Source organism: Rhizobacter sp. P3_C12, from assembly GCF_056402735.1.
In genome coordinates this window covers 1-14,703 of the sequence record NZ_JBFUGW010000040.1, presented here as the reverse complement: position 1 = coordinate 14,703, position 14,703 = coordinate 1, and the positions used below count along the sequence as shown (strand labels likewise).

14 protein-coding genes are annotated in these 14,703 nt (G+C 71.3%); 5 read left to right on the top strand and 9 right to left on the bottom strand.

Annotated elements, in window-relative coordinates:
• Positions 1 to 131: 131 nt before the first annotated feature.
• Positions 132 to 665 carry a hypothetical protein gene (locus AC1DXV_RS09275; protein ID WP_477872190.1) on the top strand — a complete coding sequence of 178 codons (534 nt, stop codon included), beginning with the start codon at positions 132 to 134 and terminating at the stop codon, positions 663 to 665.
• Positions 666 to 674: 9 nt separating this feature from the next.
• Here AC1DXV_RS09275 and AC1DXV_RS09270 read toward each other — a convergent pair whose 3' ends face one another.
• Entirely contained in the window at positions 675 to 1,349 is a 675-nt protein-coding gene (locus AC1DXV_RS09270) for a ribosome-inactivating family protein (protein ID WP_477872188.1), read from the bottom strand.
• Between the two features lie 239 nt (positions 1,350 to 1,588).
• On the opposite strand from AC1DXV_RS09270, the gene AC1DXV_RS09265 reads away from it, so the two are divergent.
• The 4 genes from AC1DXV_RS09265 (at position 1,589) to AC1DXV_RS09250 (ending at position 5,540) form a co-directional block, all read left to right on the top strand.
• Positions 1,589 to 2,653, top strand: a complete 1,065-nt coding sequence (locus AC1DXV_RS09265) for a zinc-binding metallopeptidase family protein (RefSeq protein WP_477933307.1) — start codon at positions 1,589 to 1,591, stop codon at positions 2,651 to 2,653.
• Positions 2,654 to 2,742: 89 nt separating this feature from the next.
• Positions 2,743 to 3,204 (top strand): Rrf2 family transcriptional regulator, encoded by a 462-nt coding sequence (locus tag AC1DXV_RS09260; protein WP_477872814.1) that lies wholly within the window; start codon positions 2,743 to 2,745, stop codon positions 3,202 to 3,204.
• Positions 3,194 to 4,132, top strand: a complete 939-nt coding sequence (locus tag AC1DXV_RS09255; RefSeq protein ID WP_477872812.1) for an NAD(P)/FAD-dependent oxidoreductase — start codon at positions 3,194 to 3,196, stop codon at positions 4,130 to 4,132. The genes AC1DXV_RS09260 and AC1DXV_RS09255 overlap by 11 nt, the downstream gene beginning before the upstream one ends.
• Positions 4,119 to 5,540: a CoA transferase gene (locus AC1DXV_RS09250; protein ID WP_477933305.1), complete on the top strand. Its 1,422-nt coding sequence runs from the start codon at positions 4,119 to 4,121 to the stop codon at positions 5,538 to 5,540. Before AC1DXV_RS09255 ends, AC1DXV_RS09250 begins: the two co-directional genes overlap by 14 nt.
• Before the next feature lie 15 nt (positions 5,541 to 5,555).
• On the opposite strand, the gene AC1DXV_RS09245 is transcribed toward AC1DXV_RS09250, so the two are convergent.
• Genes AC1DXV_RS09245 through glyQ form a run of 8 tightly spaced genes read right to left on the bottom strand, consistent with a single transcriptional unit; the run spans position 5,556 to position 14,415 of the window.
• Positions 5,556 to 6,911 carry a sigma 54-interacting transcriptional regulator gene (locus tag AC1DXV_RS09245; protein ID WP_477867916.1) on the bottom strand — a complete coding sequence of 452 codons (1,356 nt, stop codon included), beginning with the start codon at positions 6,909 to 6,911 and terminating at the stop codon, positions 5,556 to 5,558.
• 15 nt (positions 6,912 to 6,926) lie between these two features.
• Positions 6,927 to 7,541, bottom strand: coding sequence for a restriction endonuclease subunit S domain-containing protein (locus tag AC1DXV_RS09240; RefSeq protein WP_477867914.1), 615 nt, complete (start codon positions 7,539 to 7,541; stop codon positions 6,927 to 6,929).
• Positions 7,542 to 7,596: 55 nt separating this feature from the next.
• On the bottom strand, positions 7,597 to 9,024 hold the full coding sequence (locus tag AC1DXV_RS09235; RefSeq protein WP_477867912.1) for a sensor histidine kinase: 1,428 nt from the start codon (positions 9,022 to 9,024) through the stop codon (positions 7,597 to 7,599).
• A 25-nt stretch (positions 9,025 to 9,049) separates the two neighbouring features.
• A complete protein-coding gene (locus AC1DXV_RS09230; protein ID WP_477867910.1) occupies positions 9,050 to 9,979 on the bottom strand; it encodes a M48 family metallopeptidase in 930 nt (309 codons plus the stop codon).
• Between the two features lie 22 nt (positions 9,980 to 10,001).
• Complete coding sequence (locus tag AC1DXV_RS09225; RefSeq protein WP_477933303.1) at positions 10,002 to 10,745, bottom strand: lysophospholipid acyltransferase family protein; 744 nt, start codon at positions 10,743 to 10,745, stop codon at positions 10,002 to 10,004.
• The gene (gene gmhB / locus AC1DXV_RS09220) at positions 10,745 to 11,353 is read right to left on the bottom strand and encodes a D-glycero-beta-D-manno-heptose 1,7-bisphosphate 7-phosphatase (protein WP_477867906.1); all 609 of its coding nucleotides are present in this window, start codon (positions 11,351 to 11,353) and stop codon (positions 10,745 to 10,747) included. Before gmhB ends, AC1DXV_RS09225 begins: the two co-directional genes overlap by 1 nt.
• 39 nt (positions 11,354 to 11,392) lie before the next feature.
• Complete coding sequence (glyS, locus tag AC1DXV_RS09215) at positions 11,393 to 13,489, bottom strand: glycine--tRNA ligase subunit beta (RefSeq protein WP_477933301.1); 2,097 nt, start codon at positions 13,487 to 13,489, stop codon at positions 11,393 to 11,395.
• 5 nt (positions 13,490 to 13,494) lie between these two features.
• Positions 13,495 to 14,415 (bottom strand): glycine--tRNA ligase subunit alpha, encoded by a 921-nt coding sequence (gene glyQ / locus AC1DXV_RS09210; RefSeq protein WP_477871719.1) that lies wholly within the window; start codon positions 14,413 to 14,415, stop codon positions 13,495 to 13,497.
• Positions 14,416 to 14,703 lie beyond the last annotated feature (288 nt).

The window sequence follows — 14,703 nt, the reverse complement described above, 5'->3', positions numbered from 1 at the left end:
ATCCTTGAAGTCTGTTCATCCTCGAGGCCGGAGTCTGTCGGACGGCGGGCCGAACGGTGCGCAGGATCCGCCTACGCGGCTTGCTTACCTTGCGTTGCGGACGGTCGCGCCAGATGCGGGAAAATCGCCGGATGCGAATCACCACCCCCCTGACTGCCACCGTCTTCGCTGCGCTGCTCGCCACCCAGGCGATCCCCGGCAGGGCGGCCACGCCCACCGCCAGCGCGACGCTGCTCGCCCGCTCCACGCTGCTCGGCGTGCAGAGCGCGATGCGCGAAGCCCGCCAGGGCGGCAAGATCACTGTCGACGCGGCCACCTGCGTCCAGTCGCTGCAAGCCGGCGCGCTGGTGCCTGTCTTCGAGAGCGCCGTGAAGGACAACTGGAGCGCGGCCGAGATCGACGCGATCGAGGCCTTCCTCGCGACACCGGCCGGCCGCAAGTACGCCGAGCGCAGCGTGACGCAGGCCCGGCTCGATGCCGGCGAGACGCTCGCATCGCCGATCGTCGAGTACACCGAGGAAGAGGTCGCCGCCGTCGATCGCTTTCGCAAGACGCCGGCCGGCGCGCAGCTGATGGCGCGCAGCGAGTTCGCGAAGTCGTCGTCGCGCCAGGCGATCCAGTCCCGGCTGCTGGAGTTGCTGACCGGCTGCCGCGCGGTGCCCTGAAAGCTCAGGTCACTTCGGCCGCTTCAGCACCTGGATGCTGCGCGCCGCGGCCTGCAGCCCCGGCTCGATCTTCGCCAGCTCGACACGCTCGCTGAAATGCCGCTGCAGCGGCGTCAGCTCCGAGCGGCGCTTCAGCGCGATGCCGCGCGCGGTGCCGGTGATCGCGTTGAAGATCGATTCGCAGGCCGGGCCCCAGGCCCGCGCCTCCTGCAGCAGTTCGCCCACCGGCCACTGCGCCGCCACGCCGGGCAGGCCGGTCGCCACGACGCGCAGCAACTGGCCGATCTTCGCCGCGAGCACGTCGCTGCGCAGCGATCCGGCCACGCACAGCACCAGCAGCGATTGCGCCTCGAAGCGCTGCGGGCCGGCGCTGCGCTGCAACGCGAGCAGCGCCTCGTCGAGCGCGGGCGCCTGCAGCCGGCGCGGATCGACACGGGCGGTGCCGGGCTCGAACGGTGCGCCGTCGATGTGCGTCACCTCGAGGTCGCTCTCGCGCAACCTCAGCTCCACGCCTCGGGTGCCGCTGCCCGGCTGCACGCGGACCTGGAAGCCCGCATCGCCCGCGCGGCAGATGCGGTAGAAGCCGTTGTCGGCCCGGATCAGGTGCGTGTCTTCGGTGACCGCCTCGCGGATCTTGCGGACCTGCTCCGCCCAGTCGGGCGCCATGCGCAGCGTGAACATCATCGGCCGTTCCCCTTTTCTTGCGATGTCTTGCGGTCCTGTTCTGCGTCCACGGACCTGAACGGCGATTGTGGTGGAGCTTGCATGACAGTTGCTGAAACCCGCCCATCAGGGTGAGGGAGATGGCCACTCCCCTCCTTGGGGGGAAGCCTGGGGAAGAGGCCGCGAATGCGCATTCGTCCTACACGCCGACGGGCGCTGCGGCGCCGCATCGTGCTGCGGCGGCCTCCTATGCTCGCCGCATGAAGACCTTGTCATGCGAACGCTGCGGACTGCGCGTGTTCTTCGAGAACGTGGCCTGCGAGCGCTGTGGCGCCACGCTCGGCTTCGTGCCGGATGAGCTGGCGATGGGCGCGTTCGAGGTCGCGGCCGACGGCCGCTGGACCCGGTTGCGCGACGGCGCCGCGGCCCAGCGCCCCTGTCACAACTACACCAGCGCGCAGGCCTGCAACTGGATGGTGCCGGCCGCGAGCGAGGCGACGCTGTGCACCTCGTGCCAGACCACGCACATCCTGCCGGCGCTCAGCGAGCCGGACAAGCTGCTGTCGTGGCAACGCATCGAGCAGGCCAAGCGCCGGCTGGTGTACAGCCTGCTGTCGCTCGGCCTGCCGGTGCGCAGCCGGGCTGTCGATCCGGAGCACGGCGTGTGGTTCGAGTTCCTCGCGGAGATGCAGCCCGGCCAGCGCGTGTTGACCGGCCACGACAACGGCACCATCACGCTGAACGTGCGCGAGGCCGACGATGCGCAGCGCGAGGCGACGCGCACCGAGATGCACGAGCCCTACCGCACGCTGCTCGGTCATTTCCGGCACGAGATCGGCCACTACTACTGGGACCTGCTGGTCGACGGCACGCCGTGGCTGGACGAGTTCCGCACGCTGTTCGGCGACGAGCGCGCCGACTATGCGCAGGCGCTGCAGGCCCACTACGGCGCGCCGTCGGCCGACTGGCCGCAGCAGTTCGTCAGCGCCTATGCGAGCGCGCACCCGTGGGAGGACTGGGCCGAATGCTGGGCCCACTACCTGCACGTGCAGGACGGCCTGGAGACCGCCGCGGCCTGGGGCCTGCAGCTCGCCTCGCCGGGCGGCGAGCCGGTGCGCGCGGCAGCCCTGGAGTCGCGCGACGAGGCCCTCGAGCCGGCCCTGATCGAGCGCTGGCTGCCGATCTCGCAGTTCATCAACGCGATGTCGCGCAGCCTCGGCTCGCACGACGCCTACCCGTTCGTGATGCCCGAGCCGGTGGTGCGCAAGCTGGCGTTCGTGCACCGCGTCGTGACGGCGGCCCGCAGCGGCGACGCACCGCGCTGACACGCTGCGCGCTGGAGTGCCCCACCCCTGCGTGGGGTTTTCGGGGCGGGCCCCAGGCGCCCCGAACATCATGCAACTCATAATGTTGCATGAAACGAGACAGCAAGCTTTCCGGCGTCCTGCACGTGCTGTTGCACATGGCCGAGCAGGACGGCCCGGCCACCTCCGAATCGCTCGCCTCGGCGATGCAGACGAACCCGGTGGTCGTGCGCCGGCTGATGACGGGGCTGCGTGAAGCCGGCTTCGTCGCATCGGCCAAGGGCCACGGCGGCGGCTGGGTGCTGTCATGCCCGCTGCACGAGGTGACGCTCGGCGACATCCATGCGGCGCTCGGCTCGCCCGGGCTGCTCGCGTTCGGCAACCGCACCGAGAGCCCCGGCTGCCTCGTCGAGCAGGCGGTCAACGCCGCACTCGACCACGCCTGCCAGGAGGCCGAGGCGCTGCTGCTGGCCCGGCTCGGCCAGGTGACGCTCGCCGACCTGTCGAACGACTTCCACCGCCGGCTGCAAGCCACCGGCCACACCCTGAAGGACCTCCACCATGCCCATTGAAACCCTCGATGCCTCCCTCGACGCCGTCGTGATCGGCGGCAGCTTCGCCGGCCTGTCGGCCGCGCTGCAGCTGGCGCGCGCCCGCCGCACGGTCGCGGTGGTCGACGACGGCGCACCGCGCAATCGCTTTGCGGCCCGGTCGCACGGCTTCTTCGCGCAGGACGGCACGCCGCCGCTGCAGCTGATCGCCGCCGCACGCGAACGCGTGCAGGCCTACCCGACGGTGCAGTTCGTCAGCGGCCGCGCGCTGCAGGCCCGCCGCGACGGGGACGATTTCAGCGTGTCGCTCGACGACGGCCGCAGGCTCGCGGCGCGCCGGCTGCTGCTGGCGATCGGCGTGCAGGACACCTTCCCCGACATCGACGGCCTCGCGCCGCGCTGGGGCGCGAGCGTGCTGCACTGCCCGTACTGCCACGGCTACGAAGAGGCCGGTCGCCGCCTCGGCGTGCTGTCGGCCGGACCGGCCTCGGTGCACCATGCGCTGCTGATCAAGGAGTGGGGCCCGACCACGCTGCTGCTGAACGGGCAGCCGCTGGCCGACGACGAGGCCGCTCGGCTGCGCGCGCACGGCGTCGCGATCGAACCCGCCGTCGTGCAGGCCCTCGAAGGGCCGCTGCCACGGCTCAGCGCGGTGCGCCTCGCGGACGGCCGCTCGCTGCCGCTGGACGCGCTGTTCGTCGCACCGCGCGTGCGCATCGGCCACGAACTGGTCGACTCGCTGGGCTGCGAACTCACCGACGGTCCGTTCGGTCCGATGCTGCGCGTCGACGACATGAAGCAGACCAGCGTGCCCGGCGTCTACGCGGCCGGCGATGCCGCGCACCTGCGCCACAACGCCACCTTCGCGTCGGCCGATGGCGTGCTGGCCGGGGTCTCGCTGCATCACTCGCTGATCGCCGGGCTGGGAGCACCGCATGCCCATCGATGATCGTGATGCCGGTCCGGCGCAGCGCGCGTTGTCCGGCCTGTGGCAGCAGGCGGGCCTGCCGGCGGCGGCGCTCGATCACATCGAGGCGCCGGGCGATGCCCCGGTGCTGCCGAGCAGCTTCGCCGTCGCCGATGCGATCCAGGCCAGCATGGCCGCTGCGGCCGGCGCGGCCGCCGAGCTGTGGCACCTGCGCCAGGGCCGCCGCCAGCGCGTGCGGGTGCCGCGAGAGAACGCCGTGCTCGAGAGCTGCGCGCACTTCACGCTCGACGGCCGCGCCCTGCATCTCTGGGACAAGCTGTCGGGCCTGTACCGCTGCGGCGAGGCGCTGGGCGAGCCGGGCTGGGTGCGCCTGCACGCGAACTTCGCTCACCACCGCGACGGCGCCCTGAAGCTGCTCGGCTGCCCGACCGGCGACGCCACCGAGCGCCCCGCCGTCGAGCAGGCCTTGCGCGGCTGGCGCGCCGAGGATTTCGAAGACGCCGCGGCGCAGGCCGGCCTGGTGGTCGCCGCGCTGCGCAGCTTCGACACCTGGGACCGGCATCCGCAAGCCCTCGCGCTGGCCGGCCAGCCGGCGGTGCGCATCGAACGCATCGGCGAAGCCGCACCGCTCGCGCGGCCCGACGCCGCCGACACCGACCGCCCGCTGCACGGCCTGCGCGTGCTCGACCTGACACGCATCCTCGCCGGCCCGGTGGCCGGCCGCACGCTCGCGGCCTACGGTGCCGAGGTGCTGCTGCTGAACTCGCCGCACCTGCCCAACATCGACGCGATCGCCGAGACCAGCCGCGGCAAGCGATCGGCCCACCTCGACCTGCGCAGCGGCGCGGGGCGCGAGCGGCTGCAGGCACTGCTGGCCGATGCACATGTGTTCGTGCAGGGCTACCGGCCCGGCGGCCTGCAGGCGCTCGGCTTCGGGCCGGAGCAGCTTGCGGCGCTGCGGCCGGGCATCGTTGCGGTGTCGCTGTCGGCCTACGGATCGAGCGGCCCGTGGTCGACGCGGCGCGGCTTCGATTCGCTGGTGCAGACCGCCACCGGCTTCAACGACGCCGAGGCGCGCGCCGCCGGCGCCGCGAAGCCGCAGGCCCTGCCGCTGCAGGCGCTGGATTACGCGGCTGGCTACCTGCTGGCCTTCGGCGCGCAGGCCGCGCTGTGGCGCCAGGCCCGCGAAGGCGGCAGCTGGCATGTGCAGGTGTCGCTGGCGGGCGTCGGGCAGTGGCTGCGTTCGCTCGGCCGGGTCGACGGCGGCCTGTCGGCGCAGGCGCCCGACTTCGCGCCCTTCCTCGTCAGCGAACCCTCGGGCTTCGGCCGCCTGGTCGCGGCGCGGCATGCGGCGCAGTTCTCTGACACGCCGCCGCTGTGGCGCTGGCCGTCGATGCCCCCGGGCTCGCATCCGGCCGCGTGGGCCTGACAGCAATCGCGGGGCTCAGCCCTCGTCGTCCGCCGCCGCCTTGAACTGCCCCGGCGTCAGGCCGTTGCGCTGCAGCAGCCGGTAGAACTCGGTGCGGTTGCGGTCGGCCAGCCGCGCCGCGTCGGCGGCGTTGCCGTCGGTCAGCTTCAGCAGGCCGACCAGGTAGTCGCGCTCGAAGCGCTCGCGCGCCTGCGCATAGGTCAGCACCTCGACCGACGGCACGCGCAGCGCACGCTGCACCAGCGTCAGCGGGATCAGCGGCGTGGTCGTCAGCGCGCACACCTGCTCCACCACGTTGTGCAGCTGGCGCACGTTGCCGGGCCAGCTCGCGGTCGTCAGCGCCTTCATCGCCTCGGGCGCGAAACCGTTGAAGCGCTTGCCGTACTTCTCGCCCAGCTTCGCGAGGAAGTGGTTCACCAGCAGCGGGATGTCGTCGCGCCGCTCGGCCAGCGTCGGCAGGTGCAGCGACACCACGTTGAGCCGGTAGTACAGGTCTTCGCGGAACTGGCCCTCGGCCATCGCCGCATCGAGGTCGCGGTGCGTGGCCGACAGGATGCGCACGTCCACCGGCACCGCCTGGCTCGCGCCGACCGGCCGCACCGAGCGCTCCTGCAGCACGCGCAGCAGCTTGACCTGCAGCGCCGGCGGCATGTCGCCGATCTCGTCGAGGAACAGCGTGCCGCCGTCGGCCGTGACGAACAGGCCGCGGTGGTTCGCGACCGCGCCGGTGAACGAGCCCTTCACATGGCCGAACAGCTCGGATTCGAGCAGCGCCTCGGGGATCGCGCTGCAGTTCACCGCGACGAACGGCTTCGCGGCACGCGCGCTCGCGCGGTGGATGGCCTGCGCGAGCAGCTCCTTGCCGCTGCCGCTCTCGCCGCGGATCAGCACGCTCGCATCGGACGCGGCCACCATCTTGGCCTCGCCGAGCAGCTCGGTCATCGCGTTCGAGCGGCTGACGATCGCGGCACGCCAGGCCCCATCACCGTCCTCGGCCTGCGGCAGCGGCGGCGCGAGCGCCAGCGCCTGGTTCACCTTGTCGAGCAGCGCCTTGCCGTCGAACGGCTTGGTCAGGTAGCTGAAGACGCCGCGCGCGGTGGCCTCGACGGCATCGGGGATGGTGCCGTGCGCGGTCAGCAGGATCACCGGCAGCGCCGGATGGCGTGCGCGGATCTCGTCGAACAGCGCGAGGCCGTCGCGCCCCGGCAGCTGCACGTCGCTCACCACCAGCTGCGGCCGCGCGACCGCCAGCTGCGTCAGCGCCGCCTCGGCCGACTCGACCGAGGTCACGCGGTGGCCGGCCGCGCCGAGCCGCATCGACAGCAGCTTCAGCAGGTCGGGGTCGTCGTCGACGAGCAGGATGTTGGCCATGCGGCGCGGTGCCCCTCAGGGCGCCTTCGGTGCCGCGGGAGCGGATGCGGCCGCCGGCGTCGGCAACGGCGTCACCGGCACCGCGCTCGCGCCCGGCCCGGGGCGGGTCGTCATGCTGCGCTCGATCGCCTTCAGCGCCTCGAGCTTCTCGTTGAGCTGCTGCAGCGTGCGCTGCTGGTCGCGGCGCTGCGCGGCCTCGCGGTTGAACGCGTCTTCGAGCCGGCGCTGCTCGGCGATGCGCGCGAGCAGCAGGCGCGCCATCGGCTGCCACGGTTGCAGCTCGGTGGCGCCGGCCTTCACGACCGATTCGAGCAGCTGCTGTGCGCGTGCCACGTCGCCGCCGTTGTGCTGCTGCGAGAGCGCGAGCGCCAGTTCGAGCACCGCGCCGGTCGGCGCCGCGGCACTGTTCGCGCTGACGATCGCGTTCAGGCGCGTGATCTCGTTGCCGAGGTCGCCCGCCGACATCTGACGCAGTTGCTCGTGGTAGCCGAGGATCTGCCGCGACACCTGGTCGGCCGGCTCGACCGGCGCCGGCACCAGTATCACGACGGCCGACGCGGCGGGCGTCGGCGCGGGCACCGGCGCCGAGGCGGCGGGTGCGGGCGGCGGCAGCTCGGAAGGCGGCGTCACGCAGGCCGCCAGCAGCAGAGTGACGAGCCAGGCGGGAGCGCAACGGAGGACGGGACTAACGCGCATGGGGCAATTCGATGTGAAAGTGAGCGCCGCCGGGGCGGCCGTCGTCCATCAGTTCGACCTGGCCGCCATGGGCCGTGACGTACTCGTGCACGATGGACAGCCCGATGCCGCTGCCGCGCACCGCGTCGCCCGGCTGGCGTTCGCCGCGGTAGAAGGGCTCGAACACGCGCGCCCGGTCGGCCGCCGCAACGCCCGGGCCCTGGTCGACGATGTCGATGCAGGCACGGCCGGGCACGCGGGTCACGGAAAAACGGATGGTAGCGCCCGCGGGGCTGAAGCGTATCGCGTTCGACAAAAGGTTACCCAGCGCCGCGCCGAGCTTGTCGGCATCGACCTCGGCGACGAGCGGTTCGCCCTCCACCACCACCGCGAGCTGGCGCGCCTGCCACTGCAGCCGCTGCTGGGCGACCAGGTCCCGGATCAGCGCGGTGAGCTCGGTCTTGCGCCGCACCAGCTGGCGGGCCTCGAACGCGGCGGCGTTGAAGCGCAGCAGGTCCTCGATCTGGCTCTGCAGCACGTGGGTGTTCTGGCGCAGGATGCGCGCGACCTCGCGCTGGTTCTCGCTCAGCTCGCCGGTGACGCCGTCCTCGAGCAGCGAGACGCCTTCGCGCAGCGCGGCCAGCGGCGTCTTCAGTTCGTGCGAGACATGGCGCAGGAAGCGCGACTTGTCGGAATCGAGCTCGGCCAGCCGCAGCCGCAGCCATTCGAGGCGGCGGCCGAGCAGGCGCACGTCGGTCGGGCCGCGGATGTCGATCGGCTGGTCGAGCCGGTTCTCGCCGAGGCTGACGACGGCGCGCTCCAGGTGCTTCAGCGGCCGCGCGAGCCACAGCCCGAAGCCGAGCGCCATCACGATCGAGATGCCGATCGCCGCGAGGATCTGCCGGCCGAGCTGGGTGCGGCCGGCTTCGAGCTCGCTCATCAGCACCTGGTTGCGCGTCTCGGTGGCCAGGCGCACCTGCTCGGCGATCGCGGCGTTGATCGATTCGAGCTCGCGGAACGCGGTGGTCACGGTGACCTCGCGCAGCCGGATCGCCGGATCGGGGCCGCTCAGCTGGGCCTCGATGTCGGATTCGGTGGCGCGCCAGTCGGCGGCCAGGTTCGACGGGATGCGGTTGTCGGCGAGGCGGGCGAGCGCCGAGGTGGCGTCGCGCGCGGCCTCTTCGAAGCGCTGGCGCAGCACCGGATCGTCGAGCACCAGGTACTGGCGCGCGGCGCGCTCCATCGCGACGGTGCGCTCGGCCAGCACCTGCGCATCGGCGGTGTGCGCGACGGCCTGGCGCGCGCCCTCGCTGCTCTGGCGCAGCAGGCCTTCGAGCTGGAACAGGCCGCGCAACGAGGCCGCGCTGAGCAGCGCGGCGATCAGCAGGAAGGCGACGAGCAGCAGCTGGCGGAAGGAGTAGCGGTTGAGGCTGAACATCAGCGGCGGATTGTGCCCGCCCCGCTCAATCGAAGACGGGCAGCGCGTCGTCCTTCAGCGTGCCGCGCACCTGCTCGAAATCGGGCATCACCGAGCGCACCACGTCCCAGAAGCGCGGGCTGTGGTTCATCTCGCGCAGGTGGGCCAGCTCGTGCGCCACCACGTAGTCGATGCTCGGCATCGCGAAATGGATCAGCCGCCAGTTCAGCCGGATGCGGCCGTCGGCGCTCGCGCTGCCCCAGCGCGTCTGCGCCGACGACAGGCTCAGCCGCGTGTAGCGCACGTTCAGCTGCGCCGCGAAATGCCGGCAGCGGTCTTCGAAGATGCGCCGCGCCTGCCGCTGCAGCCAGCTCTGCACCGCGTCGCGGATCTGCTCCGGCGTCGCGGTCTGCGGCAGCCCCACGTGCAGCGTGAGCCGCGGCACGCCCGGCAGCGCGGCCGCATCGGTGTTCAGGATGGCGCCGGTGGCACGCGGATCGAGCACGATGATCACCGTCTCGCCGAGGAACGGGATGCCGGTGCCGTCGCGCCAGTCGACCTTGGCCGCCTGCAGCCGCTGCGCGCGCTGCTGCTGCTCGCCGAGCTTGCGCAGGATCCAGCCGGCTTTCTCGCGCAACGCCGACTCGATGTCCTGCTGGCCGACCCATTTCGGCGCCGCCACGCTCAGGCCCTCGGTGCCGACGACGAAGCCGATGCTCTGGCGGCGCGCGCGGCGCAGCGCATAGCCGACCAGGTGATCGTTCAGGCGGATCTCGCGCTGGGCCTGCGGATGGCGGAAGACCGCGGGCTGCAGGCTGGAGACGGGAGGAGGCGCGACAGGCGGCGGTGCCGCGGGCGCATCGGTCACCGGCACACGCGGCAGCGAAGGCCAGAGGGCCGCAGACACCGCCGCCGGGGGCGACTCATCGAACAGCGACAACTGTGATTCTTCGGGGCCCGGCACGCGTCGCGTCATGGGCCGCGATTGTAGATGCGAGCTATGACGGCGTGTATGCCCCGGCATCGATGCGCCGCATCTCGCCCTCGATCCAGCCCTCGACCTCGCGCATCAGCTCGTCGGCCTCGCGCCCGGCCGGCGCGATCGGCTGGCCGATCGACACGGTGATCAGCCCCGGCCGCACCAGGAACGACTTGCGCGGCCAGCAGCTGGCCGAGTTGACGGCGATCGGCACCACCGGCGCGCCGGTCGCCAGCGCCAGCCGCGTGCCGCCGGTCTTGTAGGTGCCCTGCTGGCCGCGCGTGATGCGCGTGCCCTCGGGGAACATGATCACCCAGTTGCCCTGCGCCATGAAGCGCTTGCCCTGCTCGGCCACGCGGTTCCAGGCCTCGGCGCGCTTGCTGCGGTCGATGTGCACCATGTCGAGCCGCGCCATCGCCCAGCCGAAGAACGGGATGTACAGCAGCTCGCGCTTGAACACGTAGCACAGCGGGCGCGGCATCAGCGTCGGGAACGCGAAGGTCTCCCACGTGGACTGGTGCTTGGACAGCAGGATGGCCGGGCCGTCGGGCAGGTTCTCCATGCCCTTCACCTCGTAGCGCACGCCGCAGATGAAACGGCAGCCGGTGATCGCGATGCGCAGCCAGAAGGTGGTGAACCAGAACAGCGGCGTGCCGCGGATGAAGATCGACGCGATCAGCGAGAACACCGCCCACGGGATCACGGTGGCCGCCATCCAGAGCACGAACAGCAGCGAACGCAGCGCCGCAATGAATTTCGACATCAATCGAGCCTTCCGAATCCGGAGTCGGTCTTGCCGGAGGCGCCGCGCAGCGTGCGCTCCTGCTGGATCATGTGTTCGGCGAACGCCGTCAGGTCGTCATGCACCTGCAGGCCGGGCACCTTCTCGCGCAGCTGCGCGAGCTGCGCCTCGTCGAGCGCGCCGCTCTTGCCGGTGCGCACCAGGTGCGGCGGGCAGCCGGCGGCCACGGCCGCCTCGAGGTCGCGCAGCGAATCGCCGACCACCGGCACGTTCTTCAGGTCGGCGCCGAAACGCTCGCCGATCTGCAGGTACAGGCCGGGCAGCGGCTTGCGGCAATCGCATTGGTCTTCGGGCGTGTGCGGGCAGAAGAACACCGCGCTGATGCGCCCGCCGACGCGCGCGAGCTGCACGTTCATCTTCGCGTGCATCAGGTTCAGCGTCGCCATGTCGAACAGGCCGCGGCCCAGGCCCGACTGGTTGGTCGCGATCACCGCCTGCCAGCCGGCATGGTTGAGCCGCGCGATCGCCTCGAGCGCACCCGGCATCGCCACCCACTCGTCGACCGTCTTGACGAAGTCGTCGCGGTCTTCGTTGATGGTGCCGTCGCGATCGAGGATGATCAGGTTCATGGCATCGGACCTCTGGGGACGAGCTTCACGCGGCATGGTTCACACCGCGAGCCGGGAGAGGTCGGCGACGCGGTTCATCGCGCTGCGCAGGATCGCCAGCAGGCCGAGCCGGTTGACGCGGATCTTCGGATCGTCGGCGTTGACCATCACCTGGTCGAAGAACGCGTCGACCGGCGCCTTCAGGGCCGCGAGCGCCTGCAGCGAGGCGGTGAAGTCGCGCCGGTCGAAGGCTGGCCGGGCGATCCGCTCGATCTCGACCAGCGCGGCGTGCAGTGCCTTCTCCGCCGGGTCGGTGAACAGCGCCGCATCGACCTGCTCGGCGACATCGCCGTCGGCCTTCTTCAGGATGTTGCTGACCCGCTTGTTGGCGGCCGCCAGCGATTCCGATTCGGGCAGCGCCGCGAACGCACGCACAGCCGCCAGCTTCTTGCCGACGTCGCCGAGTTCCTTCGGCCGCAGCGACAGCACGGCATCGACCTGCTGCGCCGTCGCGCCCTGCTCGCGCAGCGCGCCGGCCAGGCGCTCGTAGATGAAGTCGCTCAGCGCGGCACTGGCATCGGTGATCTTGTCGCCGAACGCCTGCGCCGCGTCGTGCAGCAGTTTGTCGAGCGGCAGCGCGAGCTGGCGTTCGCTCAGCAGCCGGATCACGCCCAGCGCATGGCGGCGCAGCGCGAACGGATCCTTGTCGCCGGTGGGCAGCTGGCCGATGCCGAACAGGCCGACCAGCGTCTCCAGCTTGTCGGCCAGCGCGACGATCTCGCCGATCGGGCCGCGCGGCAGTTCATCGCCGGCGAAGCGCGGCTTGTAGTGGTCTTCGATGGCGAGCGCGACCTCGTCGGCCTCGCGGTCGTGGCGCGCGTAGTAGCCGCCCATGATGCCCTGCAGCTCGGGGAACTCGCCGACCATGTCGGTCAGCAGGTCGGCCTTGGCGAGCAGCGCGGCGCGGTCGGCCTGCGCCACGTCGGCACCCAGCTGCCTGGCGATGCCCACTGCGATCGCCCGCACCCGCTGCACCCGCTCGCCCTGCGAGCCGAGCTTGCCGTGGTAGACCACCTTGTCGAGCCCGCCGACGCGATCGGCCAGCGACTTCTTGCGGTCCTGGTCGTAGAAGAACTTCGCATCGGCCAGCCGCGGGCGCACCACGCGCTCGTTGCCGCCGGTCACGCGGCTCGCGTCGGCCGGGCGGATGTTGCTGACGACCAGGAACTGGTTGGTCAGCTTGCCGGCCGCGTCGAGCAGCGGGAAGTACTTCTGGTTGGCCTTCATCGTCAGGATCAGGCATTCCTGCGGCACGTCGAGGAACTCCGGCTCGAAGCGGCACAGCAGCACGTTCGGCCGCTCGACCAGCGCGGTCACCTCGTCGAGCAGCGCCGCGTCGTCGATCGGCTGCAGGCCCTGCTGCTTCGCCGCATGGTCGAGCTGGCGCACGATCTCGGCATGGCGCGCCGCGAAGCTCGCGATCACCGCGCCCTGGTCCTCGAGCTGGCGCGCGTAGTGGTCGGCATCCTGCAACACCACCGGCTCGATCGCCGCCTCGAAGCGGTGGCCGCGCGTCTCGCGGCCCGACACCAGGCCGAACGCCCGCAGCGGCACCACGTCGGCACCGTGCAACGCGACCAGGCCGTGCACCGGGCGCACGAAGTTCACGCTGCTCCAGCCGTCGTCCAGCTGGTACTGCATCACCTTGCGGATCGGCAGGCCGGCCAGGGCTTCATCGAGCGCCCCTTGCAGGCCCTCGGCCAGCATCGGCCCCTTGACGAGGCTGTCGTAGAACAGCGCCTCGGCCTTGCCGTCGGGCTGGCGCTTCAGCTGCGGCAGCACCGACGCATCGGCGCCGACGCTCGCGAGCTTCTTCAGCAGCGCGGGGGTCGGCTGGCCGTCGGCGGCGAGGCCCACGCTGACCGGCATCAGCTTCAGCGACACCGCGCGGTCGTCGGCCTGCGCGCGCACCGCGCTGACGTGCACCGCCAGGCGGCGCGGCGTTGCGTACGAGGTCGTGGCGGAGTGGTCGGTGGCCAGGCCGCGCGTCTTCAGCCCGGCGAACAGCGTCGCGGCGAAGGCCTCGCCGAAGCGCTTCAGGTCCTTCGGCGGCAGCTCCTCGACGAACAGCTCGACCAGCAGGTTGTGGGTGCTCATATCGCTCAGGCCGCCTTCTTCTTGTTCAGTTGCTCGATCACTTCGTCGGCCCAGGCCTTGGGCGCCATCGGGAACCCGAGGCGGGCGCGGCTGTCGAGGTAGCTCTTCGCGACGGCGCGCGCCAGGGTGCGGATGCGGCCGATGTAGGCGGCGCGCTCGGTGACGCTGATCGCGCCGCGCGCATCCAGCAGGTTGAAGGTGTGGCCGGCCTTCAGCACCTGCTCGTAGGCCGGCAGCGCGAGCTGCTGCGCCATCAGGTAGGTGGCCTGCTTCTCGTGCGCCGCGAAGGCCTGCAACAGGAAGTCGACGTCGCTGTGCTCGAAGTTGTAGGTGCTCTGCTCGATCTCGTTCTGCAGGTAGACGTCGCCGTAGCTGAGCGTGTCGGTCCACTTCAGGTTGTAGACGTTGTCGACGCCCTGCAGGTACATCGCGAGGCGCTCGAGCCCGTAGGTGATCTCGCCGGTGATCGGCTTGCAGTCGATGCCGCCCACCTGCTGGAAGTAGGTGAACTGCGTGACCTCCATGCCGTTCAGCCAGACCTCCCAGCCGAGGCCCCAGCAGCCGAGCGTCGGGTTCTCCCAGTCGTCCTCGACGAAGCGCACGTCGTTGGCCTTCAGGTCGAAGCCCAGCGCTTCGAGCGAGCCGAGGTACAGCTCGAGGATGTTGGCCGGTGCAGGCTTCAGCACGACCTGGTACTGGTAATAGTGCTGCAGGCGGTTCGGGTTCTGGCCGTAGCGGCCATCCTTCGGGCGGCGGCTGGGCTGCACGTAGGCCGCCTTCCAGGGTTCCGGGCCGAGCGCGCGCAGGAAGGTGGCGGTGTGGCTGGTGCCGGCGCCGACCTCCATGTCGTAGGGCTGCAGCAGCGCGCAGCCCTGGCGGTCCCAGTAGTCTTGCAGGCGCAGGATGATTTGCTGGAAGGTCAGCATAAGGGTTCGAAAGTGGAACTGGCGATTCTAGGCGGGCGGGTCGTTCGGGCATGGGCGCTTGAAGGCGGGTGCGGGGAGGCTGTGGCTCGCCGGCCGGGGCGGTCTTCGCCCCTCTCGGGGCGAAGACTTCCCTCCGCTGACTGGTTTCATGGCCCGTCGCCCAAACTCCCGCCACTCACTTCGTTCGTTGTGGTCAAACAGTGGGCGACAGTCAGTGCACGAAGCGTGCTGCGCACGCGGGCCATGAAACCAGCCAGCTCCGGCGCCCCGTCCCTATTGGCGCTCCAC